Source organism: Variovorax sp. 01T432 (assembly GCF_056398605.1).
The window spans coordinates 18367-40549 of the sequence record NZ_JBFTPS010000024.1; the positions used below are offsets into that span (position 1 = coordinate 18367).

Genomic DNA, 22183 nt, shown 5'->3' on the forward strand with positions numbered 1-22183 from the left:
CGCACGAAGAGTCGGCCTGCTCGCAAGAGGGGGCCGGCTTTTTTCGTGCGGCCCTACATGGCGCGAAACAGGTGGGCGTAGAGGCGGCTGACGGGGATCTTCTCGGCGCGCCCGCGCAGGCTCAGGTTCAGCTTGCCGGCCTCGTCGCGGTGGACCGACTCGATGGCTTCGCTGCGCACCACGATGGCGCGATGCACCTGCCAGAAGACGCTGGCATCGAGCTGCGGCAGCAGTTGCTTGAGGGGGGTGCGGATCAGGTACTCGCCGGTCGCCGTCAACACGCGCACGTACTTGTCTGCGGCCTCGAAGTACTGCACCTCGTCGACGGGCACCATGCGCACGACGTTCCCCGATGAGCCGGCCTCGCTGGCCGCGATCAGCTTGAGCGGCGCCGCGCCGGCCCCCTGCGGCGGGGCGCCCGCGCCGGCGGCGGCCAGCAGCTTGCGCCACTGGGCGAGCGTGCTGGAGAGCGCATCGTCGGCCGGCACGGCCGCCGAGCCGCGCAGTTCCAGCGCCTGTTTCAGCCGGGCGACGGTGCGCTGCAGGCGCTCGGGCTGGACGGGCTTGAGCACATAGTCGATGGCCTGGGCGTCGAAGGCCCGGGCGGCGTATTCGTCGTAGGCGGTCACGAACACCAGTTGCGGCATCGGTGCCTCGTCGGCGGGCCAGGCGTCGGCCAGCTCGGCGGCGGCGCCCAGGCCGTCCAGGCCGGGCATGCGGATGTCGAAGAACAGCACCTGCGGCAGCAGCCGCAGCGCCTCCTGCACGGCGCTGCGCCCGTCGCCCACGACGGCGAGCACCTGCAGCTCGGGCCAGGCGGCGGCCAGTTCGGCGCGCAGGGCCTGGGCCAGCAGCGGCTCGTCTTCGGCGAGGATGGCGGTGGGGGCGGTGGGGGCGGAGGGGTTCATGCGGGCAGTGGGAAGGTGATGATGGCGCAAGTTCCGCCGCCGGGCACGGGGCTCATGCGTATCGCGCCCTGCGTGCCATAGACGGTGGCGATCCGTTCGCGCACCTGGGCCAGACCGAAGCCGCCGCCCTCGGAGGGCACGGCCGCCTGGTCGAGCCCGGCGCCGGTGTCGCGTACTTCGATGCTCAGCCACGTGCCCTCGCGCCGCGCGCGCACCATGATCTCGCCGCCTTCGACCCGCGGCTCCAGGCCGTGGCGGATGCTGTTCTCCACCAGCGGTTGCAGCAGCAGCGGCGGCACCGGCACGTCGCGCAGGTCGGCGGGAAGATCCAGCGTGTAGCGCAGCCGCGCGCCCATGCGCACGGACATCAGTTCGAGATAGTCGGCCAGGCGGTCGAACTCGGCCGCCAGCGGATGCGCCAGCGCGCGCGAGCCGCTCAGGGTCACGCGCAGGTAGCTGTTGAGGCGGTCGAGCATGGCGACGGCGCGCGGCGGGTCGGAGCTGATCAGCACGCGCAGGTTGGCCAGCGTATTGAAGAGCATGTGCGGCTCAAGCTGGGTCTCCAGCAGCTTGAGGCGCGCTTCGGTGGCGTCGCGCTGGGCCAGCGCGATCTGGCCTTCGAGGTACTTGCTCCTGCCGCGGCTGTAATAGAAATAGCAGACCGCGATGCCGGCGGCCACCGTGATGACCAGGGTGGAGCCGAACTTGTCCGGCGTGAAGGTCAGGAAATCAAATGGGGGAGAACCGGTCCAGGCATCGCCGACGGCGTTGCCGCCGAGGAAGCCGACGGCGATGCCCACGGCCACCAGCGCGACGCCCCTGGCACCGTGCGGCCAGAGCTTGCTGCCGTCGGTGCTGAGCGCCAGCCGGCCCAGGTCGATGAACAACCAGCTGATCATGCCGATCGACAGCGAATAGACGAAATGCGATGCCCACGTGCCATGCGCCGAGACCGAGAGGGCCAGCGCGATCAGGCTCGAGAAAAGAGCGGTGCCCAGGCCATGCCGAAGCATGTCCAGGGCGCTCGCGCGGGAGAAGTTGCGCCTGAAGGTCTCGATCACCAGGGGTCTCCGCCGCCGAGCGTCCTGCGTTCGCGCGCCAGCAGCCGGTCGTAGAGGCCGCCGCCCGGCGCCACGAAGAACACCACCGCGCCGTGGATCAGCAGGCCCAGGCCCCATCCGAGCAGCGGATAGACGGCCCAGTTCTGCTTGTACGAAGCGGCCAGGATCACGAGGAAGAGATTGACCAGCACGTAGACGGTGGCGTGGATGTACCAGCCCAGCTTGGCGCCGGCGCGGCGGCGGGCCAGACGTTCGACGGGGTCGCCGGGAGAGGAGTCGCGGTTCATGGTGTTGCCTCGGTCATGGGTCGAATGAGATTTCCTGCGGTCAAGAATGCCGCGATTTCAGCCCAGGCGGGTCGCGGCCAGCTCGTTGCCGATGCGGTCCTCGCGCATCGCCAGCTTCCACAGGCGGCAGGCCCTGGCCACGAAGATACCGCTGAAGGCGCCGTAAAGTGTGCTGATGCCGACGGCGAAGGAGGCCTGGTGCCGCAGCTCGGGGTGCATGGAGAGCATGGCACCGACCACGTACTTGGTGAAGAAGATGCCCATCATGAGCGCAAGGGGTACCGGGCTGCCGGCCAGATGGAACTTGCGCGCCCCGGTGTCGTAGCGTGTGCCGGCGGGCAGGGGCCGCTGCAGCACGAAGAGCGCCAGCATCACCGCGCCGGCCGCCCAGCCCAGCAGGGCGGTGGAGGAATCGCCGAAGGCCGAGAGCACGCCATAGATCGACAGGCCGGCCATGGCCACGGGCAGCAGGGTCATGCGCGCGAGGCTCACGGTGCTGGCGAGCAATTGCTTGGCGCCGAGCCAGACCAGCATGGCGAAGAGCACGAAAACCCAGCGGGGGGTATGGGCGAGGATCTGAAGCAGCATGGATTTCTCCGGAGATGGTGGGTCGATGGGTGGACTGTGCCGGCGGCTGCGGGCACCGGCCACCGCCATGCGACGAAGCGCGCGATGGCGGCGCGAACTGCAGGCCAGCGGCGCCGGATGCATTGCGAAACGCGTGCTTTACCGGGGCTTTACGGTTGGTAAGGGCGGGGCGCTACGATTCGGCGCTCCACTACGGGCCTGCCTTGCTGCCCAATCGCCCGATGCCATTCCCCATGCCCGACCAGCCGTCCACCGTCCTGCCCGACCCTGATCGCGCTTCGCGGCCACCCTCCCGGGGGCGGCGCTGGTTCGGCGCCGGCCTGGCGTTGGTGCTGGTCCTGGGCCTGGGGGGAGCCGCCTGGTACCTGGTCAAGCGCTCGAATGCGCCGGCGCCCGGCGGCGCCGGTTTCGCGGGCGCCAGCAATACCGTGGGCCATGCGACGGCACGGCAGGCCGAGCTGCCGATCATCATCGACGCCCTGGGCACCGTGACGCCGCTAGCGACGATCACGCTCAAGCCGCAGGTGGGCGGCGTGCTGACCGAGGTGCTCTTCACCGAGGGCCAGACCGTTGCCAAGGGCCAGTTGCTGGCGCGCATCGACCCGCGTCCTTACGAGCAGGCGCTGATGCAGGCGCAGGGCACCCGCGTGCGCGACGAGGCGCAGCTCGACGCCGCGCGCGTCACGCTCGCGCGCTACCGCACGCTGCTGGGGCAGGACTCGATCGCCCGGCAGGACGTGGACACGCAGGCCGCGCTGGTCAAGCAGCTCGAAGGCACCGTGATCACCGACCGGGCCTCGGAGGCGTCGGCCAGGCTCAACCTCGAGTACACCCGGATCACGTCGCCCGTGGCCGGCCGCATCGGGCTGCGGGCGGTGGACCCGGGCAACACCGTCACGGCCAATGCCAGCACCGGCATCGCCACGATCACCCAGATGAACCCGATCGATGTCCAGTTCGCCGTGCCCCAGGATCGCGTGCCCGACATCCAGACCCAGCTCGCCAAGGGCGCGCCGCTGGCGGTCAAGGCGCTGGACCGCGTGCGCAGTGTCACGCTGGACACCGGCACCTTCTCCACGCTCGACAACACCGTCGACACCAGCACCGGCACGGTGAAGGCCAAGGCCCGCTTCGGCAACGCCGCCACGACGCTGTTCCCGAACCAGTTCGTCAACGTGCAGATGACACTGCGCATGGTGAATGCCATCGTCGTGCCGGTGACGGCCGTGCGCACCGGCCCCAACGGCACCTATGTCTACGTGATCAACGAAGACCGCACGGTGTCGATGCGCACCGTCAAGCGCGGCGAGTCCACGGTCGACGTGGTGGCGATCAGCGACGGCCTGGAAGCCGGCGAGAACGTCGTGACCGAAGGCGGCGACCGCATCAAGGACGGCGCCCGCGTGCTGCTGCAGGGCGACAAGCCGGCCTTCGGGCCCCGCCCGGGCGCATCCGGACCGCGTTCGGCGGCCTCCGGCTCGCGCCGAAAGAGGCCATGACACTTCCCTCGGCCCCGAACCCATGAATCCTTCAAGGCCCTTCATCGAGCGTCCGGTGGCGACCGCGCTGCTGATGCTGGCCATCGTGCTGGCCGGCCTGGTGGGTTTCCGTTTTCTGCCGCTGGCCGCGCTGCCGCAGGTCGATTACCCGACCATCCAGGTCCAGACCCTCTACCCCGGCGGCAGCCCGGAGGTGATGAGCCGTACCGTTACCGCGCCGCTGGAGCGCCAGTTCGGCCAGATGGCGGGGCTGGACCGCATGAGCTCGGTCAGCGCCAACGGGGTGTCGATCGTCACGCTGCAGTTCGCGCTCGACCAGACCCTGGACGTGGCCGAGCAGCAGGTGCAGGCCGCCATCAACGCCGGCGGCTCGCTGCTGCCGGCCGACCTGCCCGCGCCGCCGGTCTACGCCAAGGTCAACCCCGCCGACTCGCCCATCCTCACGCTCGCCGTGAGTTCCGACACCATGCCGCTGGCCGAGGTGCAGAACCTGGTGAACACGCGGCTCGCGCAGAAGATCAGCCAGGTCTCGGGAGTCGGACTGGTGTCGCTCTCGGGCGGGCAGCGGCCGGCGGTGCGCATCCAGGCCAACACCAACGCGCTGGCCTCGGTCGGCATCGGCCTGGACACGCTGCGCACCGCCATCGCGGCGGCCAATGCCAACAGCGCCAAGGGCAGCTTCGACGGACCCAAGCGCGCCTACACCATCAACGCCAATGACCAGCTGGTCGCCGCGGCCGACTACAAGAACCTGATCGTCGCCTGGAAGAACGGCGCGCCGGTACGCATGAGCGACGTGGCCCGCGTGGTCGACGGCGCCGAGAACACGCAGCTGGGCGCCTGGGCCGGCACGCGCCCGGCCGCCGCTTCGGGCCCGGGCGCCGATGGGCAGGATGCCAGGGTGTACCCCGCGATCGTCCTCAACGTGCAGCGCCAGCCCGGCGCCAACGTCATCGGCACGGTCGATGCCATCAGGAAGCAGCTGCCCGAGCTGCAGGCCTCGCTGCCCGGCTCGATCAACGTCGAGGTGCTGAGCGACCGCACCACGGGCATCCGCGCCTCCGTGAGCCACGTGCAGCTGGAGCTCGCGCTGGCCGTCGTTCTGGTGGTGCTGGTGATCTTCTTCTTCCTGCACAGCCTGCGCGCGACGGTGATCGCCAGCATCGCGGTGCCGATCTCGCTCATCGGCACCTTCGGACTCATGTACCTGATGGGCTACAGCCTCAACAACCTGAGCCTGATGGCGCTCACCATCGCGACCGGCTTCGTGGTGGACGATGCGATCGTGATGATCGAGAACATCGCGCGCTACCTGGAGGAGGGCGAGCCGCCCTTCGAGGCGGCGCTCAAGGGCGCGACCCAGATCGGCTTCACGATCATTTCGCTGACGGTGTCGCTGATCGCGGTGCTGATCCCGTTGCTCTTCATGGGCGACGTGGTGGGGCGCCTGTTCCGGGAGTTCGCCGTCACGCTGGCGATCACGATCCTGATCTCGGCCGTCGTCTCGCTCACGCTGGTGCCGATGATGTCGGCGCGCTGGCTGCGGCCGCAGGCCGAGGAGGGCGGGCGCTTCGGCGCGGGCGTGCAGCGCTTCTTCGAACGCGTGATCGGGCGCTACGACACCTGGCTGCAGTGGGTCCTGCGCCACCAGCCGCTCACGCTGGTGGTGGCCTTGCTGACGATGGTGCTGACAGTGCTGCTCTACGTGGCGATACCCAAGGGCTTGTTCCCGACGCAGGACACGGGGCAGCTGGCGGCGCGTGTCGAGGCGGCGCAGGAGGTGTCGTACACGCGCATGGCCGAGCTGCAGCAGGCGGCGGCCAACGCGATCCTGGCCGATCCCGACGTGCGCAGCCTGAGTTCGGTGGTGGGCGTCGACGCGGCCAACAACACGGCGCTCAATATCGGGAGCATGCTGATCAACATGCGCAGCGGCCACGATGCGCAGGCGGTGGTGATGCAGCGCCTGCGCGACCGCGTGCGCGCGAACGTGGCGGGCGTGACGCTCTATCTGCAGCCGACGCAGGACCTGACGATCGATGCCGAGACCGGCCCCACCGAGTTCCGCGTTTCGCTGGAGGGGGCCGACACCACGGTGGTGAACGACTGGGCGAAGAAGCTGGTCCAGCGCCTGGCGACGACGCCGCAGGTGCGCAACGCCACCACCGACGCCGGCGCGCAGGGCCTGGCGGCCTATGTCGACATCGACCGCAGCACGGCTTCGCGCCTCTCGGTCACGGCCAGTTCGGTCGACGATGCGCTCTACAGCGCTTTCGGCCAGCGCATCGTCTCGACCATCTTCACCGAGACCAACCAGTACCGCGTGATTCTCGAAGCCCAGCGTGAATCCTTGTCATCGACGGAAGGCCTGGGCAACCTGCAGCTGCGCACCGGCGCGGGCACGGCGACGCCGTTGTCTTCGCTGGCAACGGTGCGCGAGCAGCTCGCGCCGCTGGCGGTGACGCGCGTGGCGCAGTACCCGGCGGCGACGGTGGGCTTCGATACCGCGCCGGGCGTGGCGCTGGGCAAGAGCGTGGCGGCGATCCGCGCGGCGGCGAAGGACATCGCCATGCCGGCGAGCGTGACGATGACCTTCCTCGGCGCGGCCGCGGCCTACGAGAAGTCGCTGACCAACCAGCTGTGGCTGATCCTCGCGGCGGTGGTGTGCGTGTACATCGTGCTGGGCGTGCTCTACGAGAGCTACATCCATCCGCTGACCATCCTCTCCACGCTGCCTTCGGCGGGGGTGGGCGCCTTGCTGGCCCTGATGGTGACGGGCAACGACCTGGGCGTGATCGGGATCATCGGGATCATCCTGCTGATCGGCATCGTGAAGAAGAACGCGATCATGATGATCGACTTCGCGATCGACGCCGAGCGGCACCAGGGGAAGTCGCCGCGCGAGGCGATCCACCAGGCCGCGCTGCTGCGCTTCCGGCCGATCCTGATGACGACGCTGGCGGCCCTGTTCGCGGCACTGCCGCTGATGTTCGGATGGGGCGAAGGCGCGGAGCTGCGCAGGCCGCTGGGCCTGGCGATCTTCGGCGGGCTGGTGGTGAGCCAGGTGCTGACGCTGTTCACGACGCCTGTGATCTATCTGGCCTTCGACAGGCTGGGACGTCGCTTCGGCGGTGGGCGGCGCGCTGAAGAAGGTGTGTCGGCGTGAGGGCCTTGAACTTCGTTCCCATGGAAGCACGCACCGCATACCGGGCTGCGGGGTGTGCAAACACCGAGGGCGCCTCCAGCGGATCAACCTCCGCGCAACAACGAAGCGTCCGGCGGAGGGATAGACCCCAACGTGGCCACGGTGGGGGGCACACCGCCCCCCGCCGCACCCCCGACGGTCAAAGGCACGCCGTTCCCCCGACGCGCCCCTCGCATCCATGAGCGGGCCATGAACCTCTCCAAGCCCTTCGTGGAGCGCCCCATCGCCACGGTCCTGCTGACCATCGGCATCGCCCTGGCCGGCATCGTCGCGTTCTTCGTCCTCCCGGTCTCCCCGCTCCCCCAGGTCGACTTCCCGACCATCTCGGTGCAGGCCAGCCTCGCGGGCGCCAGCCCCGACACGATGGCGGCCACTGTCGCCACCCCGCTGGAGCGCAGGCTGGGCATCATCCCCGGCGTCAACGAGCTGACCTCGACCAGCTCCAACGGCTCCGCCCGAATCACGCTTCAGTTCGACCTCAACCGCAACATCGACAGCGCCGCGCGCGAAGTGCAGGCCGCCATCAATGCCGCGCGCGTCGACCTCCCGGCCACGCTGCGCAGCAACCCCACCTACCGCAAGCGCAATCCCACGGCAGCGCCGGTGATGATCCTGGCGCTCACTTCCAAGACGCGCACGCCCGGGCAGATCTACGAAGCCGTCTCGAACATCGTGAGCCAGCGCCTCTCGCAGGTCGAAGGCGTGGGCGAGGTCGAGATCGGCGGCGGCTCGCTGCCCGCGGTGCGCGTCGAACTCGAACCCTTTTCGCTCAACCGCATGGGCGTCAGCACCGAGGACGTGCGCGCCGCGATCCAGGCCAACAACGCCAACCGGCCCAAGGGCGCGATCGAAAGCGGCAACCGCCGGCTGCAGGTCTACACGCCTGCCCCGGGACGCCACGCGGCCGACTACCGCGACATGGTCATCGCCTGGCGCAACAACGCCGCCGTGCACCTGGGCGACGTCGCGCGCGTCATCGACAGCGTCGAGAACACCCGCACGCTGGGCCTGTTCAACGGCGAGCCCTCCGTCGTGGTGCTGGTCACCCAGGCGCCCGGCGCCAACATCATCGAGACCGTCGACGGCGTGCGCAACCTGCTGCCCGAGCTGAGAGCCCAGCTGCCGGCGGACATCGAGATCCAGGTCGCCTCCGACCGCACCAACTCCATCCGCGCCTCCCTGCACGAGGTCGAAGTGACGCTGATGATCTCCATCGCGCTCGTCGTGCTGGTCGTCGGCCTCTTCCTGCGCAAGGCGCGCGCAACCATCGTCCCGGCCGTCGCCACCATCGTCTCGCTGCTCGGCACCTTCGGCGTCATGCGCATGCTGGGCTACAGCCTCAACAACCTCAGCCTGATGGCGCTCACCGTCGCCACCGGCTTCGTCGTCGACGACGCCATCGTCGTGCTCGAGAACACCACCCGCCACATCGAAGCCGGCATGAACCGCGTCGAGGCGGCACTGCGCGGCGCGCGCGAGGTGGGCTTCACCGTCCTGTCCATCAGCCTCTCGCTGGTCGCGGTCTTCATTCCGCTGCTGTTCATGGGCGGACAGGTCGGTCGGTTGTTCCGCGAGTTCGCCGTCACACTGTCGGCGTCGGTCCTGATCTCGCTCGTGATCTCGCTGACCACCACGCCAATGATGTGCGCGCTGCTGCTGCGCAGCGAGGCGGAGGAAGGCGGCCGCAAGCCCGGCCGCGTGCGCGCCTGGCTCGGCGCGGTGGCCGAAAGCACCTGGCAGCGGATCCTGCGCACCTACGCCCACAGCCTGGACTGGGCGCTCGCGAGCAAGGGCGTCGTCGTCGTCGTGCTGCTCGCGGTCATCGGCCTCAACGTCTACCTCTTCAGCGCCATCCCCAAGGGCTACTTCCCGCAGCAGGACGTCGGGCAGCTCAACGCCGGACTGCGCGCCGACCAGAGCATTTCCTCGGCAGCCATCGCCGAGAAACTGAAGCAGGCGGTGGACATCATCCGCAAGGACCCGGCCGTCGACACCGTCGTGGGCTTCTCGGGCGGCGGCCGCGCCGGCGGCGGCTTCATGTTCGTCAACCTCAAGCCCGTCTCCCAGCGCACCGAAAAGACCGCCGCGGTCATCGATCGCCTGCGCCCGCAGCTCAGCCAGCTGACCGGCCTGCGCGTGTTCCTGAGCCCCGTGCAGGACCTGCGCATGGGCGGGCGCAGCAGCAACTCCACCTACCAGTACACGCTCAAGAGCGACAGCCTGAGCGACCTGCGCCGGTGGTCGACCCGCCTGGCCGAGCGCCTGCGCCAGGAGAGCGCGCTGACCGATGTCGACAGCGACGATGCGGACAACGGCGTGGAGACCTTCGTGGAGGTCGACCGCGACGCCGCCGCGCGCCTGGGCGTCAGCTCCAGCGCGGTCGACAACGCGCTCTACAACGCCTATGGCCAGCGCGCCGTGGCGACCATCTACGACGAACTCAACCAGTATGCGGTGATCATGGAATGGGCGCCGCGCTTCCAGCGCGCGCCGGTCGCACTCAAGGACCTGTACGTGCCTTCCACGCTGACGTCGACCACGTCGGCGAGCGGCGCGACCATCGTCAGCTCGCTCCAGAGCACCACCGACACGAGCACCGGCACCTCGACCGCCACCTCGGCCAACCCGGCCTCGCGTACCTCGTCGGCGGGCCAGCAGGTCGCGACCAACACCACGCTCATGGTGCCGCTGTCGGCCTTCGCCAAGCTCAGCGAGCGGGCGGTCCCGACCTCCATCGACCACCAGGACACCGAGCTCGCCAGCACCGTCTCCTTCAGCCTGGCCGAGGGCGTGAGCCTGGAGGAGGGCAAGCGCGTCGTGGCGCAGGCCGAGGCCGACATCGCGATGCCGATCAACGTGCGCGGCAGCTTCCAGGGCACCGCGCTCGCCGCGCAGCAGTCGCAGGGCCAGCAGTGGTTCCTGATCGTCGCGGCGCTGGTCGTGATCTACATCGTGCTGGGCGTGCTCTACGAGAGCCTGGTGCATCCGATCACGGTGCTCACCACGCTGCCCTCGGCCGGCGTGGGCGCGGTGCTGGCGCTGCTGCTGTTTCGCATGGAGTTCTCGATCATTGCGCTGATCGGCGTCTTCCTGCTGATCGGCATCGTCAAGAAGAACGCGATCCTGATCATCGACTTCGCGCTGGAGGCCGAGCGCTCGCGCGGCCTGAGCGCCACGGAGGCGGTGCGCGAAGCCTGCCTGCTGCGCTTCCGCCCGATCCTGATGACCACGCTGGCGGCCGCGCTCGGCGCGCTGCCGCTGGCCATCGGCTTCGGGCTGGGCGCGGAGCTGCGCCAGCCCCTGGGCGTCGCGATCATCGGCGGCCTGATTGCGAGCCAGTTGCTCACGCTGCTGACCACGCCGGTCGTCTACGTCCTGCTCGACAAGCTGCGGCGCCGCACCGCCAACGAAAAGAACCTGAGCCGTGCCGCGAATCCGGCCGGAGGATGAGAACCCGATGATCCCAAGAACCCGTCCGATCCCGCTTGGCGCCCTCGCGCTGGCGCTTGCCGCCCTGCTCGCGGGATGCGCGGTCGGCCCCAGCTACCAGCAGCCGAGCACGGCCCTGCCCGCGGCCTGGAAGGAGGCGCCGCCCGCCGATGGCTGGCTGCCTGCCGCGCCGGCCGACGCGCTGGACCGCGGCGAGTGGTGGAAGCTCTTCAACGACCCCGCGCTCGACGAACTCGCCGCGCGCGTGCAGGTCTCGAACCAGAACATCGCGGCGGCCGTCGCCAGCTACGCACAGGCGCAGGCCCTGGTGCGCGAGCAGCGCGCGGCGCTGTTCCCCTCGGTCACGGCCGGCGCCGCCGTGACCCGCTCCGGTGCGCGCAACACCTCGCCGCGCACGGCGGCCACCGCTTCCATCAACGCCGACTGGGCGCCCGATGTCTGGGGCCGGCTGGGGCTGGCGGTCAGCAGCGCACAGGCCGGCGCGCAGGCCAGCGAGGCCGACCTGGCTTCCGCGCGCCTGTCGGCCATCGGCGCGCTCGCCAGCAACTACTTCGCCTTGCGCGAGGCCGACGCCGAACTGCAGCTCCTCGCGAGCACGCTCGAGGGCTACGAGCGAAGCTACACGATCACGAGCAACCGCTACGCCGCCGGCATCGCGGCCCAGACGGACGTGCTGCAGGCGCAGACGCTGCTCGTGAACACGCGGGCCGAACGCGTCGCGCTGCAACGCACCCGCGACACGCTGGAGCACGCCATCGCCGTGCTGACCGGCGCGGCGCCGGCCGATTTCAGGCTGCCCGCCGCCAGCTGGACGCCCGTCGTGCCGGGCGTGCCGATCGCCGTGCCCTCGACGCTGCTGCAGCGCCGTCCCGACATCGCCACGGCGGAGCGCGACGTCGCCTCCGCCAACGCGCAGATCGGCATCGCGCGCTCGGCCTACTTCCCGAACTTCAGCCTGAGCGCCGCGATCAGCAGCAGCGCGAGCCGGGTGGGCGATCTGTTCAATGTCTCGAACATGCTCTGGTCGCTGGGCCTTTCGGTGGCGCAGACGGTGTTCGATGCCGGTGCCATCGGCGCGCGCGTCGACGCGGCGACGGCCTCGCGCGACGCCGCCATCGCGCGCTACCGCCAGACCGTGCTGGCCGCCTTCCAGGACGTCGAGGACCAGCTCACCGCGGGCGACAGCCTCGCGCGGCAGGAAGTATTGCGCCGCGCGGCCTCGGTCGCGGCCGACAAGACCGAGCAGCAGTTCCTCAACCGCTATCGCCAGGGACAGGTCAGCTACACCGACGTCGTGACCGCCCAGGCCGCGGCCCTCAGCGCGCGCCGCACGCTGGTGCAACTGCAGGTCAACCGGCAGACGGCCGCCGTGGCGCTGATCCAGGCGCTGGGCGGCGGGTGGCATGCGCCGTGGGCAGACGGCGCCTGACGGACGCCGGTTCCCGGCCAACATTGACAGGGCAGTCATTGTTGACATGGCTGTCAAGTTTGGTTCCAATCCAGGTATTCAGGGCCACGCGAACGGAGCGGTGACATGGCGGGTGTGCGTCAGTTCGATGAGGCCGAGGCGCTCGAAAAGGCGCTGGCGCTCTTCTGGCGCAAGGGCCTTTGCGCGACCTCGATGCCCGAACTGGCCGCCGCGACCGGCGTCCAGCGCGGCTCCCTCTACAACGCGTACCAGGGCAAGGAAGCGCTCTTCCTGCGGGTGTTCGACGTGTATCGGGGCCGCTTCCTGTCGCAGCTGCGCGAGGCGCTCGCCCAGCCGAAGCTGCGGGATGCGTTGAGCGGATTCTTCGACGGCGTGATCGCTTCGATGCGCACCGGCGAGCCGTCGCGGGGTTGCCTGTCGACCAAGACCGCGCTGGGCGGCGAGGTCCTCGAGGCCCCGATCCGCCAGGCGCTGCAGGCGATGCTCGACGAACTCGAAGCCATGCTGGCCGACAGGCTCTCGCGGGCCGAGAAGGGCGTTGCATTGCGGGTTCCGCCGGCGGAGGCCGCGCAGTTGATCGTGACCTTCACGCGCGGTCTCGTCGTGATCGAGCGCGTGTACCAGGACGAGGCGCGCCTGCATGCGACGGCGGACATGCTCGTCGCCTTGCTGCTGGGCGAACCGGCGAAGAAGGACTCGGGCGAGGCAGGCGCGCGGCACTGAACGCGGCTGCCGCTCAGTCGCCCTCGGGCACCTGCACGCCCAGCATTTCCAGCACCCGCTTCAAGCCCGCCAGCGGTCGCTGCGGATGCCACAGCACCTCGTAGGCGGCTTCGGGGCAGGGCGCCTCGATGGGGCGCAGAACGACACCGGGCACGGCCGCCTTCAGCAGGGTCTGCGGCACGATGGAGATGCCCTGGCCCATCGCCACCAGGCTGATGACCGAGAGGAAGTGCTTCGCGTGGTGGCGGATGTCCGGGCTGAAGCCGGCATTGAAGCAGGCCGTCACCACCTGGTCGTGGAAGCCCGGCGCGATCTCGCGCGGCACCATGACGAAGTGTTGCTCCTTCAGTGCCGCCAGGGGCAGGGACGCGTGCCCCGCGAGCGCATGGCCGATGGGCAGCACGATCACCAGCGGCACCCGTGCCACCACGCGCCCCGCCATGCCGCCCATGCCCTGCGCCGCATTGGCGAAGCCGAGGTCGATGCGGTTCTGCTGCAGCGCGCGCACCTGTTCGGCCGTGCCCATCTCTTCCCACACCGTCTCGATGCCCGGCATCTCGGTGCGCAGTTGGCGGAACACGCGCTCGATGTCCATGAAGAGCGCGGCGGGAACGAAGCCGATGCGCACCCGCGCCGATTGCCCCTGGTCCGCCCGGCTGACAGCCTGCTGCGCGAACTCCATCTGCGCGATCACGGCGCGCGCTTCGCGTGCCAGCACTTCCCCCGCCGCGGTGAGGCGGACGTTGCGCTGATCACGATCGAAGAGCCTTGCGCCCATCAACGATTCGAGCTGCTGGATCTGCTTGGTGAGCGGCGGTTGCGACACATGCAGGCGCCGGGCCGCGCGGCTGAAATGCAGTTCTTCGGACAGCACCAGAAAGTGCTTCAGCAGTCGGAGATCCATGGGCGACGATCTTATTCCGAACGGGAATGACTGGGTTTCCAAATATGTATTGGACGAAACAATCGCCCTCACCAAGAATGCGCAGCTGCAAATTGGAGACAACAGATGTTCATGTTCCGGGCCGCCACGCTCACGCGCCGCGCCGCATCCCTCGCGGTCATCGCTTCTTCGCTTCTCGTCTTCGGGGCGCCCGCGTGGTCTGCCGGCTATCCGGAGAAAGCGATCAAGATCATCGTGCCCTACGTGGCCGGCGGCACCGCCGACTCGCTGGCGCGCTATATCGCGCATGGCCTGACCGAATCCATGGGCCAGCCGGTCATCGTGGACAACCGCACCGGCGCGGGCGGCGTGATCGGCTCGGAGGCCAACGCCGCCGCCGCGCCCGATGGCTACACCTTCACGCTGATCTCGTCGAGCTACACCGTCAACCCCAGCCTCTACAAGCTGCGCTTCGACCCGATCAAGGACATCACGCCGGTCGTGCAGATCTCCAAGGGACCGATGCTCGTGGTCGCCAACCCGGAGCTCGGCGCGAACTCGATGGAAGACCTCGTCCGGCTCGCCAAGGCCAGCCCGGAGAAGATCACCTACGCTTCCTCCGGCCAGGGCAGCGTGCTGCACCTGGCTGCCGCGCTCTTCGCGGACCGCGCCGGCGTGAAGATGACCCACATTCCGTACAAGGGCGGCGGCGCCGCCGTGACCGACGTGCTGGGCCATCAGGTCGACCTGTACTTCGCCGGCCCCACGGGCGTGATGCCCTTCGTGCACAGCGGCAAGCTGACGGCGCTCGGCGTGACGAGCGCCCAGCGGCTGCCCGCGCTGCCGAACGTGAAGACCATCGCGGAGTCGGGCTTCCCGGGTTACGAGGTCACGCTCTGGTACGGGCTCGTCGGCCCCAAGGGCGTGCCGCCGGCCATCGTCGAGCGCATGAACGCCGAGGTCAACAAGATCCTCGAGAAGAAGGAAACGCCGGCCAAGCTCGAAATCGACGGCACCTATGTCGCGGGCGGCACCCCCCAGCAGTTCGGGACCATCATCGGCCGGGAAATCACGCAGTGGCACGGCATCGTGGGCAAGCTGGGCGTCAAGATCGATTGAACAAACAGGAAGAAGACCTCGACCATGACCCATGCGAAGCATCACCCCGCGCGCGTTCCCTTCATCGAGCCGGGCACCCGCCCGGAGCTCGCCGCGATCGAAGGCACCATCATGGCCGAGCGCGGCCGCGTTTCCATCCTCTACCAGGCGCTGCTCAACAGCCCGCTGGTGGCGGCCGGCTGGGAGCGCCTGCTCACCGCCGTGCGCAACCAGAACTCGCTGCCGGCCGACCTGCGCGAGCTGATGATCATCCGGGTCGCCGTGCTCAACGGCGCGGATTTCGAACTCAATGCCCACATCCCCCATGCGCTCGCGGCGGGCATGGCGCAGGAGAAGATCGATGCGCTGCAGCAGGCGGCGCCCGCGGCGGTCTTCACGCAGACCGAACAGCTGCTGATCGAACTGACCGATGCGATGACGCGCGATATCGTCGTCCCGTCCGCGATCATGGATGCGCTGCAGTCGCGCTTCGATGCGCGCGGCCTGCTCGACGCCGTGGCGACGGTGGCCTCGTACAACATGGTCTCGCGCCTGCTGGTGGCGCTGGACATCCGGCATTGAAGGTTCGCATGACACACCCAAGCACCGGCTGCGCCGGGTCCGGAAAACTGCGCGGCAAGGTCGCGATCATCGTCGGCGCGGGTCAGCAGCCCGGCGGCTCCATCGGCAATGGCCGCGCCACCGCCGAGCGCTTCGCGCAGGAAGGGGCCGACCTGTTCCTGGTCGACATCAACCCCGAGTGGGCAGCCGACACGCTGAAGGCCGTCCAGCCCCTGGGCATCCGCGCCGAAACCTTCACTGCCGACATCACCCGCGAGGCCGACTGCAAGGCCATCGCCGACCAGTGCATCGCCCGCTTCGGCCGCGTCGACATCCTGCACAACAACGTCGGCCGCTCGGTGGGCGATGCGCGCACGGTCGATGTCGAGGCCAGCGTGTGGGATTCGATCATGGCGATGAACCTGCGCGGCATGTTCCTGACCTGCAAGTACGTGCTGCCGCACTTCGTCGCGCAGAAGTCGGGCTGCATCATCAATATCTCGTCGACCGCGTCGATGGCGGCGCGGCCCACCGTCACCTACAAGACGAGCAAGGGCGCGGTCAACGCCTTCACGCAGCATCTGGCGATGGAGAACGCGCCCCACGGCGTGCGCGCCAACGCGATCCTGCCCGGCCTCATCGACACGCCGATGGCGATCGACCGGCGCGCGCGCGAGCGCAACGTCTCGCGCGAGGTGATCCGCAAGGAACGCGACGCCAGCGTGCCGATCGGCCGCATGGGCACCGCGTGGGACGTCGCCAACGCGGCGCTCTTCCTGGCATCGGACGACGCGGCCTACATTACCGGCGTGCTGCTGCCGGTCGATGGCGGCCTGCTCTGCAAGCGTGGTTGAACAAGCAAAGGAACATCGTCATGGACATGGAACTCAGGAACGCGGTCGTGCTGGTCACCGGGGGCAGCAGGGGCATCGGCCTGGCTTGCGCGCGGGCCTTCGCCGCCGAAGGCGCGCGCGTCGCCATCGCGGCGCGCAATCCATCCACGCTGGAGAAGGCCGTGCGGGCACTGGCCGACGACGGCATCGCCGCGCACCCGGTGTCCGTGGACCTGACCGACCCCAAGGACGCCGCGCGCATGCGCGCGGAAGTCGAGCAGGCCCTCGGGCCGGTGCAAGTGCTGGTGAACAGCGCGGGCGCGGCCCAGCGCACGCAGGCCGAGTCGCTGACCGCCGCCGACTGGCACGCGGCGATGCAGGCCAAGTACTTCACCTACATCCATGCCATGGAAACCGTGCTGCCCGGCATGGTGGAGCGCAGGGCGGGCGCGATCGTGAACGTGGTCGGGATGGGCGGGCGCTTCGCGTCGCCCGTTCACCTGGCCGGGGGCGCCGCCAATGCGGCCCTGATGCTGGCGAGCACGGGCCTTGCCAACGCCTACGCAAAGTACGGCATCCGCGTCAACGCGGTCAACCCCGGCATCGTCGAGACGGACCGCTTCGTGCAGCGCGCGGTGGTCGAGGCCGCCGCCCAGGGCGTGACGGTCGAAGACATCGTGAAGGAGCGCACCAGGGCCATGCCGCTGGGCCGGCTGGCGCAGCCGCGCGAGATCGCCGACATGGTCCTCTTCCTGGCGTCCGCGCGCGCGAGCTACGTGAGCGGCGCGGTCGTTGCCATGGATGGCGCCCTGACGCCTGTACCCTGAGGAACGCGATGGCAAGAAGACTCGAGGAAAAGGTCGTGATCGTCACGGGCGCCGGCTGCATCGCGCCAGGATGGGGCAATGGACGCGCAGTGGCGGTGCGCTTCGCGCAGGAAGGCGCGCGCATCTTCGCCGTCGATCAGAACGCCGAAGCGATGACCGAGACGCTGGCGCTCATCGCGCAGGCCGATGGCGAAGTCGAGGCCCACGTCTGCGACGTCACCAGCGATGCCGACGTCTGCGCAATGGTGGCAGCCTGTCTTGCGCGCTTCGGGCGCATCGATGTGCTGGTCAACAACGTCGGCGGTTCGGCCAGGGGCGGTGCGGTCGAGATGAGCGAGGCCGTCTGGGACCGGCAGCTCGAGGTCAACCTCAAGAGCGTGTTCCTCGCCTGCAAGCACGTGATTCCGGCGATGGAAGCGGGCGGTGGCGGCAGCATCGTGAACACGGCCTCGGCATCGGGCCTGCGCTGGACCGGCGCCGCGCAGATCGCCTATGCGTGCGCCAAGGCGGCGGTTCTGCAGTTCTCGCGCGTCACGGCGGTCGAATACGCCGGCCGAGGCATCCGCGTCAACACCGTGATCCCCGGCCAGCTGCACACGCCGCTGGTCGAAAGCCGGCTGGCGGGGCAGAGGTCGGGCGGCGACGTGCAGGCGCTGCTGGCGCAGCGCCAGTCGCGCATTCCGCTGGGTTTCATGGGCGATGGCCGCGACACCGCCAATGCGGCGCTCTTCCTGGCCTCGGACGAAGCACGCTTCGTCACGGGCGCGGAGATCCTGGTCGATGGCGGGATGACCGCGCGCTGCGACTGACTGCACGCGAGTCGCGCGCCGCCTCAACTTCCACGCGTGCGCGGCGGCTGCAGGTAGGCACCCGATTCGAAGAGCCGCGACTCCGCTTCGTCGATGCGCCGGACCGCCGCCTTTCCGGCGCGGCTCGCCAGCATCTCGACCAGGGCTTCGGTCACCGCGACGCCGGCGGCCTGGGCCACCTGCAGTGCCTCGCGCGAGTAGCGGGCGAAGCTGGCCACCAGCAGCGCGTCGCCCTTGGCGAAGGCGCGCTGCTGCATCTCCAGCGAGCCGCCCTGGCCGTCGACCAGATGCACGCTGGCGCGAAAGATCCGGTAGACGTAGACGAATGAGAACGCGATCGCGAAGCAGGCTCTGAAGCCCGCGGCGTGGACGGCATTTGCCTTCTCCAGCACCGCGCAGGCATTCTGCAACGTTGCCTCGCTCTGGCGATGCGTGGACTCCAGGTTGCGGCGCTGCACTTCGAACATCTCGCCCGCGAGGCCCTGGTCCCTGGCGCGCCCGATGAGCGTCTTGGGGCGCTGGCCGTAGGCCTGCGGCCCGAGGCCCATCTCCGACGCCACCGCTTCCTTGAACTGCGGCCATCCGGCATAGCCGAGGTGCTGGGCGAAGCGCACCAGCGTGGCGGGCGTGCTGTCGGCGCGCGTGCCGACGTTGCGCATCGAACGCGTCACCACGTCGTTCGGATGGTCGAGCACGTACTTCGCGACCTGCCGCAGGGCAGGGCTCAGGTCGGCGAAGCGCTGGCGCAGCGCAGGCTGGTCGAGGCCATGTCGCGGGGCAGCGGCTTCTTCCAGCATGGACACACCTACCTGGGCCATCCGGTCGCCTGTGCCGCCGCCCTCGCGGTGCAGCGGGTGATCCACCGCGACGGCCTGCTCGCGAAGGTGCGCGATGGCGGCGAGGGCTTCGGCGCCATGCTGCGCGAGGCATTGGGCGGCCATCCGCACGTGGGCGACATCCGCGGGCGCGGTTTCTTCTGGGGCGTCGAACTGGTGGCCGAGCGCCAGGGCAAGAGACCCTTCGCGCCCGAGCGGAACCTGCATGTGCGGATCAAGAAGGAAGCGATGGCGCAAGGCCTCCTGTGCTATCCGGCTGGCGGCACGGTCGACGGCCAGCGGGGCGACCACGTGCTGCTGGCGCCGCCCTTCATCGCGACCCGCGAGGACCTGCGCGAGATCGCTGCGCGACTGGCTTGCGCCATCGACGCGGTTACGCGCGTCGACAGCGCACCGACCTCGCCCTGACGCGCGCCCGGTTTCCCCACCTGTTCTTCAACCTCGTCCCGAGGAGTTCTTCCATGGCATCCGCACGTCTGTCCTTTCTGGTGGGCACTGCCCTCGTGACCGCCTGTACCTTGTTGCCCTTCGCCGCCGTCCATGCGCAGGACGGCGGCACACTCGCCAAGATCAAGGCGAGCGGCAGCATCAGCTTCGGCTATCGCGAGTCGTCCTTCGGCTTCTCCTACCTCGACGCCAACCTGAAGCCGGTGGGCGACAGCATCGAGATCTGCAACCGCATCGTGGAGGCGGTGAAGACCGAGCTCAGGATGCCGGACGTGGAGGTCCGCTGCCAGGCCGTCACCTCGGGCAACCGCATTCCGCTGGTGGTCAACGGCACGGTCGTGCTGGTCGAGACCGGCCGTGCCCAGGCCTTCGTGCTCGACGACATCCTGCTGGCGGGCCAGATCGCGAACGCGCGCAATCCGAAGGACTTCATCATCGCCGGCGAGAGCCTGCGCACCGAGAACCAGTCGCTGATGTTCCGCAAGGACGATCCGGAGTTCAAGGCGCTGGTCGATCGCGTGGTCGGTGGCATGATGAAATCGGGCGAGATGGAAAAGCTCTACGACAAGTGGTTCATGTCGCCCATCCCGCCGAAGAACATCAACACCAACTACCCGCTCAACGCCGAGACGAGGGACGCGTTCGCCCATCCTTCCTCCAAAGGCATCTGAAGACTACCCATGACCCGCATCGCCCTGATCCACGCACTGACCCACTCGATCGCCCCGATCAACGACGCGCTCGCGCGCGAGTGGCCCGAGGCGACGCGGATGAACCTGGTCGACGACAGCCTCTCGGCCGATCTCGCGCGCGGCGGGCGGGGGCTCGATGCGGCGATGCACGAGCGCTTTCAGCGGCTGGCGCAGTATGCGGTCGACACGGGGGCCCGGGGCATCCTGTTCACCTGCTCGGCCTTCGGGCCCTGCATCGAAGCGGTGGCGCGCCGGCACGCGGGCATGCCGGTGTTGAAGCCCAACGAGGCCATGGTCGCGGAGGCGGCAGCGGGCACCGGCAAGCTCGGGCTTCTCGCCACCTTCCAGCCGACGCTGGATTCGATGCCGCCGGAATTCCCGGCCGGCGTCGCGCTCGAACTCGCACTGGCCGAAGGCGCGCTCGATGCCCTGAACGCCGGCGATACGAAGCGGCACGACGAACTCGTCGCGGCACAGGCCCGGGTGCTGCGCGGGCGCGGCTGCACGCGCATCGCGCTCGCCCAGTTCAGCATGGCGCGCGCCCGTGGCGCCTGCGAGGAAGCCGCCGGCCTGCCGGTACTGACGACGGTCGACAGCGCGGTGCGCGCGCTTCGCAGCCGACTGAACGACGCCTGACTTCGCTCTCGCGATAATCGGCGCTCTTTCAAGGAGCGCGCGTGGATATTGTTTTGCTGGCCAAGGCCGTCATCATGGGCATCGTCGAGGGGCTCACCGAGTTCCTGCCGGTTTCGTCGACGGGTCACCTGATCCTTGCCGGCTCGCTGCTCGGCTTCGACGACGAAAAGGCCAAGGTCTTCGACATCGCGATCCAGACCGGCGCGATCTTTGCCGTCATCCTGGTCTACTGGGAGAAGATCCATTCGACCGTGGTGGCCCTGCCGCGCCAGCCCAAGGCGCGGCGCCTGGCGCTCAACGTGCTGATCGGCTTCCTGCCCGCGGTGGTGCTGGGGCTGCTCTTCGGCAAGGCCATCAAGGCGCATCTGTTCATCCCGGCGGTCGTGGCCAGCACCTTCATCATCGGCGGCTTCATCATCCTGTGGGCCGAGAAGCGGCCGCCCGGCTCGGTGCGCGTCGAGCACGTCGACGACATGACGCCCTGGGACGCGCTCAAGGTCGGCCTGGTGCAGTGCTTCGCGATGATTCCGGGCACAAGCCGCAGCGGCGCGACCATCATCGGCGGCATGCTGCTGGGGCTCTCGCGCAAGGCGGCGACCGATTTTTCCTTCTTCCTGGCGATCCCGACGCTGATCGGCGCCGGCGTCTACAGCCTCTACAAGGAACGCGCACTGCTGTCGGCGGCCGACATCCCGCTGTTTCTCGTCGGGCTGGTGGTGTCCTTCCTCAGCGCGTGGCTGTGCGTGCGCTGGCTGCTGAAGTACATCAGCACGCACGACTTCATTCCCTTCGCGTGGTACCGCATCGCCTTCGGCATCGTGGTGCTGGCGACGGCCTGGAGCGGGATGGTCGTCTGGGCCGAGTAGGGGCCAGGCGCTTCGGCAGGGCCCCGGCCTCGCCGCCCGGGCCCTCGCTGTTTCGGATGGGCGTGCGGGGCTTCGCACGGGTGTGCGGCATCGCGGCGGACGGGCTGGATCATCCCGCAGCCGCTGACGCAACCCAACGCCCCGCACCGAATGCCCAAGCCCATCACCTCCCTGTCGCCCCCGGCCTGGCAGCCGGCGCCCGTTGAAGACCTTCCCCTGAACCTGTCGCTGCGGGATTCCTCGCCCGCGGATGCGACGCCGCCATTGCCGATGAGCCTTCCCTTCCGGAAGCGGGCGCTGCCCAGGTCGTCAGCGGCGGAGGCGGACGCTGTCGCCGCCCGCCATTCGTCCACCGCGGTCTTGCGGGGCCTTCTCGAGGCTCCTTCCCCCAAGCGGGCGCGCACGGACGCCCTCTGCGCCACCGGGCCGGTGGGTGCCGCGCTGGACAAGGTACGCCTGAAGGGCCTCGATGTCCTGGTCGGCTGGATCCAGGACAGCCACTGAGCGAGCGAAGCGGGCGACATCGCCCCCCAGTTCATCACCCG

20 protein-coding genes and 1 pseudogene are annotated in these 22183 nt (G+C 69.3%); 15 read left to right on the plus strand and 6 right to left on the minus strand.

From position 1 onward, the window contains the following. Positions 1 to 53: 53 nt before the first annotated feature. Genes AC1DNF_RS18755 through AC1DNF_RS18770 form a run of 4 tightly spaced genes read right to left on the minus strand, consistent with a single transcriptional unit; the run spans position 54 to position 2844 of the window. Positions 54 to 908, minus strand: a complete 855-nt coding sequence (locus AC1DNF_RS18755) for a LytR/AlgR family response regulator transcription factor (RefSeq protein WP_478150119.1) — start codon at positions 906 to 908, stop codon at positions 54 to 56. Continuing rightward, positions 905 to 1972 carry a sensor histidine kinase gene (locus AC1DNF_RS18760; protein ID WP_478150194.1) on the minus strand — a complete coding sequence of 356 codons (1068 nt, stop codon included), beginning with the start codon at positions 1970 to 1972 and terminating at the stop codon, positions 905 to 907. Before AC1DNF_RS18760 ends, AC1DNF_RS18755 begins: the two co-directional genes overlap by 4 nt. Beyond that, a complete protein-coding gene (locus AC1DNF_RS18765) occupies positions 1966 to 2256 on the minus strand; it encodes a 2TM domain-containing protein (protein ID WP_478150120.1) in 291 nt (96 codons plus the stop codon). The genes AC1DNF_RS18760 and AC1DNF_RS18765 overlap by 7 nt, the downstream gene beginning before the upstream one ends. A gap of 57 nt (positions 2257 to 2313) precedes the next feature. Then, complete coding sequence (locus tag AC1DNF_RS18770) at positions 2314 to 2844, minus strand: DUF6622 family protein (RefSeq protein WP_478150121.1); 531 nt, start codon at positions 2842 to 2844, stop codon at positions 2314 to 2316. 221 nt (positions 2845 to 3065) lie between these two features. On the opposite strand from AC1DNF_RS18770, the gene AC1DNF_RS18775 reads away from it, so the two are divergent. From AC1DNF_RS18775 to AC1DNF_RS18795, 5 genes are all read left to right on the plus strand, one after another. Continuing rightward, complete coding sequence (locus AC1DNF_RS18775; RefSeq protein ID WP_478150122.1) at positions 3066 to 4343, plus strand: efflux RND transporter periplasmic adaptor subunit; 1278 nt, start codon at positions 3066 to 3068, stop codon at positions 4341 to 4343. A 22-nt stretch (positions 4344 to 4365) separates the two neighbouring features. Continuing rightward, entirely contained in the window at positions 4366 to 7509 is a 3144-nt protein-coding gene (locus AC1DNF_RS18780) for an efflux RND transporter permease subunit (protein WP_478150123.1), read from the plus strand. Positions 7510 to 7737: 228 nt separating this feature from the next. Continuing rightward, a complete protein-coding gene (locus tag AC1DNF_RS18785; RefSeq protein WP_478150124.1) occupies positions 7738 to 10998 on the plus strand; it encodes an efflux RND transporter permease subunit in 3261 nt (1086 codons plus the stop codon). Between the two features lie 7 nt (positions 10999 to 11005). Then, complete coding sequence (locus AC1DNF_RS18790; RefSeq protein ID WP_478150125.1) at positions 11006 to 12427, plus strand: efflux transporter outer membrane subunit; 1422 nt, start codon at positions 11006 to 11008, stop codon at positions 12425 to 12427. A 105-nt stretch (positions 12428 to 12532) separates the two neighbouring features. Continuing rightward, positions 12533 to 13150, plus strand: coding sequence for a TetR/AcrR family transcriptional regulator (locus AC1DNF_RS18795; RefSeq protein ID WP_478150126.1), 618 nt, complete (start codon positions 12533 to 12535; stop codon positions 13148 to 13150). Between the two features lie 13 nt (positions 13151 to 13163). Here the strand turns inward: AC1DNF_RS18795 and AC1DNF_RS18800 are convergent, their stop codons facing one another. After that, entirely contained in the window at positions 13164 to 14054 is an 891-nt protein-coding gene (locus AC1DNF_RS18800) for a LysR substrate-binding domain-containing protein (RefSeq protein WP_478150127.1), read from the minus strand. A gap of 105 nt (positions 14055 to 14159) precedes the next feature. On the opposite strand from AC1DNF_RS18800, the gene AC1DNF_RS18805 reads away from it, so the two are divergent. Genes AC1DNF_RS18805 through AC1DNF_RS18825 form a run of 5 tightly spaced genes read left to right on the plus strand, consistent with a single transcriptional unit; the run spans position 14160 to position 18161 of the window. Further along, the gene (locus AC1DNF_RS18805; protein ID WP_478150128.1) at positions 14160 to 15152 is read left to right on the plus strand and encodes a tripartite tricarboxylate transporter substrate binding protein; all 993 of its coding nucleotides are present in this window, start codon (positions 14160 to 14162) and stop codon (positions 15150 to 15152) included. A 24-nt stretch (positions 15153 to 15176) separates the two neighbouring features. Next, positions 15177 to 15713 carry a carboxymuconolactone decarboxylase family protein gene (locus AC1DNF_RS18810; protein WP_478150129.1) on the plus strand — a complete coding sequence of 179 codons (537 nt, stop codon included), beginning with the start codon at positions 15177 to 15179 and terminating at the stop codon, positions 15711 to 15713. An 8-nt stretch (positions 15714 to 15721) separates the two neighbouring features. Further along, a complete protein-coding gene (locus AC1DNF_RS18815; protein ID WP_478150130.1) occupies positions 15722 to 16546 on the plus strand; it encodes an SDR family NAD(P)-dependent oxidoreductase in 825 nt (274 codons plus the stop codon). Between the two features lie 20 nt (positions 16547 to 16566). Continuing rightward, positions 16567 to 17352 carry an SDR family oxidoreductase gene (locus tag AC1DNF_RS18820; RefSeq protein WP_478150131.1) on the plus strand — a complete coding sequence of 262 codons (786 nt, stop codon included), beginning with the start codon at positions 16567 to 16569 and terminating at the stop codon, positions 17350 to 17352. Positions 17353 to 17360: 8 nt separating this feature from the next. Next, a complete protein-coding gene (locus AC1DNF_RS18825; protein ID WP_478150132.1) occupies positions 17361 to 18161 on the plus strand; it encodes an SDR family NAD(P)-dependent oxidoreductase in 801 nt (266 codons plus the stop codon). A 23-nt stretch (positions 18162 to 18184) separates the two neighbouring features. Here AC1DNF_RS18825 and AC1DNF_RS18830 read toward each other — a convergent pair whose 3' ends face one another. Continuing rightward, complete coding sequence (locus AC1DNF_RS18830) at positions 18185 to 18958, minus strand: MurR/RpiR family transcriptional regulator (protein ID WP_478150133.1); 774 nt, start codon at positions 18956 to 18958, stop codon at positions 18185 to 18187. On the opposite strand from AC1DNF_RS18830, the pseudogene AC1DNF_RS18835 reads away from it, so the two are divergent. The 5 genes and pseudogenes from AC1DNF_RS18835 to AC1DNF_RS18855 form a co-directional block, all read left to right on the plus strand. Then, a pseudogene (locus AC1DNF_RS18835) lies at positions 18890 to 19405 on the plus strand (aminotransferase class III-fold pyridoxal phosphate-dependent enzyme); the annotation flags it as partial. The gene AC1DNF_RS18830 and the pseudogene AC1DNF_RS18835 sit on opposite strands and share 69 nt — an antisense overlap. A gap of 53 nt (positions 19406 to 19458) precedes the next feature. After that, positions 19459 to 20115: a transporter substrate-binding domain-containing protein gene (locus AC1DNF_RS18840; protein ID WP_478150134.1), complete on the plus strand. Its 657-nt coding sequence runs from the start codon at positions 19459 to 19461 to the stop codon at positions 20113 to 20115. A gap of 9 nt (positions 20116 to 20124) precedes the next feature. Then, positions 20125 to 20772 (plus strand): aspartate/glutamate racemase family protein, encoded by a 648-nt coding sequence (locus AC1DNF_RS18845; RefSeq protein ID WP_478150135.1) that lies wholly within the window; start codon positions 20125 to 20127, stop codon positions 20770 to 20772. Between the two features lie 41 nt (positions 20773 to 20813). Further along, positions 20814 to 21638, plus strand: coding sequence for an undecaprenyl-diphosphate phosphatase (locus AC1DNF_RS18850; RefSeq protein WP_478150136.1), 825 nt, complete (start codon positions 20814 to 20816; stop codon positions 21636 to 21638). Positions 21639 to 21788: 150 nt separating this feature from the next. Next, positions 21789 to 22142: a hypothetical protein gene (locus AC1DNF_RS18855; RefSeq protein WP_478150137.1), complete on the plus strand. Its 354-nt coding sequence runs from the start codon at positions 21789 to 21791 to the stop codon at positions 22140 to 22142. The last annotated feature ends 41 nt before the right edge of the window (positions 22143 to 22183 follow it).

What these genes read in the sequence shown, in the direction of transcription:
- AC1DNF_RS18810 (WP_478150129.1), top strand. Translation starts at nt 15,177, where the DNA reads ATGACCCATGCGAAGCATCACCCCGCGCGCGTTCCCTTCATCGAGCCG.
- AC1DNF_RS18805 (WP_478150128.1), top strand. Translation starts at nt 14,160, where the DNA reads ATGTTCATGTTCCGGGCCGCCACGCTCACGCGCCGCGCCGCATCCCTC.
- AC1DNF_RS18780 (WP_478150123.1), top strand. Translation starts at nt 4,366, where the DNA reads ATGAATCCTTCAAGGCCCTTCATCGAGCGTCCGGTGGCGACCGCGCTG.
- AC1DNF_RS18790 (WP_478150125.1), top strand. Translation starts at nt 11,006, where the DNA reads ATGATCCCAAGAACCCGTCCGATCCCGCTTGGCGCCCTCGCGCTGGCG.
- AC1DNF_RS18770 (WP_478150121.1), bottom strand. Translation starts at nt 2,844, where the DNA reads ATGCTGCTTCAGATCCTCGCCCATACCCCCCGCTGGGTTTTCGTGCTC.
- AC1DNF_RS18830 (WP_478150133.1), bottom strand. Translation starts at nt 18,958, where the DNA reads ATGCTGGAAGAAGCCGCTGCCCCGCGACATGGCCTCGACCAGCCTGCG.
- AC1DNF_RS18765 (WP_478150120.1), bottom strand. Translation starts at nt 2,256, where the DNA reads ATGAACCGCGACTCCTCTCCCGGCGACCCCGTCGAACGTCTGGCCCGC.
- AC1DNF_RS18775 (WP_478150122.1), top strand. Translation starts at nt 3,066, where the DNA reads ATGCCATTCCCCATGCCCGACCAGCCGTCCACCGTCCTGCCCGACCCT.
- AC1DNF_RS18855 (WP_478150137.1), top strand. Translation starts at nt 21,789, where the DNA reads ATGCCCAAGCCCATCACCTCCCTGTCGCCCCCGGCCTGGCAGCCGGCG.
- AC1DNF_RS18820 (WP_478150131.1), top strand. Translation starts at nt 16,567, where the DNA reads ATGGACATGGAACTCAGGAACGCGGTCGTGCTGGTCACCGGGGGCAGC.
- AC1DNF_RS18795 (WP_478150126.1), top strand. Translation starts at nt 12,533, where the DNA reads ATGGCGGGTGTGCGTCAGTTCGATGAGGCCGAGGCGCTCGAAAAGGCG.
- AC1DNF_RS18785 (WP_478150124.1), top strand. Translation starts at nt 7,738, where the DNA reads ATGAACCTCTCCAAGCCCTTCGTGGAGCGCCCCATCGCCACGGTCCTG.
- AC1DNF_RS18845 (WP_478150135.1), top strand. Translation starts at nt 20,125, where the DNA reads ATGACCCGCATCGCCCTGATCCACGCACTGACCCACTCGATCGCCCCG.
- AC1DNF_RS18800 (WP_478150127.1), bottom strand. Translation starts at nt 14,054, where the DNA reads ATGGATCTCCGACTGCTGAAGCACTTTCTGGTGCTGTCCGAAGAACTG.
- AC1DNF_RS18840 (WP_478150134.1), top strand. Translation starts at nt 19,459, where the DNA reads ATGGCATCCGCACGTCTGTCCTTTCTGGTGGGCACTGCCCTCGTGACC.
- AC1DNF_RS18755 (WP_478150119.1), bottom strand. Translation starts at nt 908, where the DNA reads ATGAACCCCTCCGCCCCCACCGCCCCCACCGCCATCCTCGCCGAAGAC.
- AC1DNF_RS18815 (WP_478150130.1), top strand. Translation starts at nt 15,722, where the DNA reads ATGACACACCCAAGCACCGGCTGCGCCGGGTCCGGAAAACTGCGCGGC.
- AC1DNF_RS18825 (WP_478150132.1), top strand. Translation starts at nt 17,361, where the DNA reads ATGGCAAGAAGACTCGAGGAAAAGGTCGTGATCGTCACGGGCGCCGGC.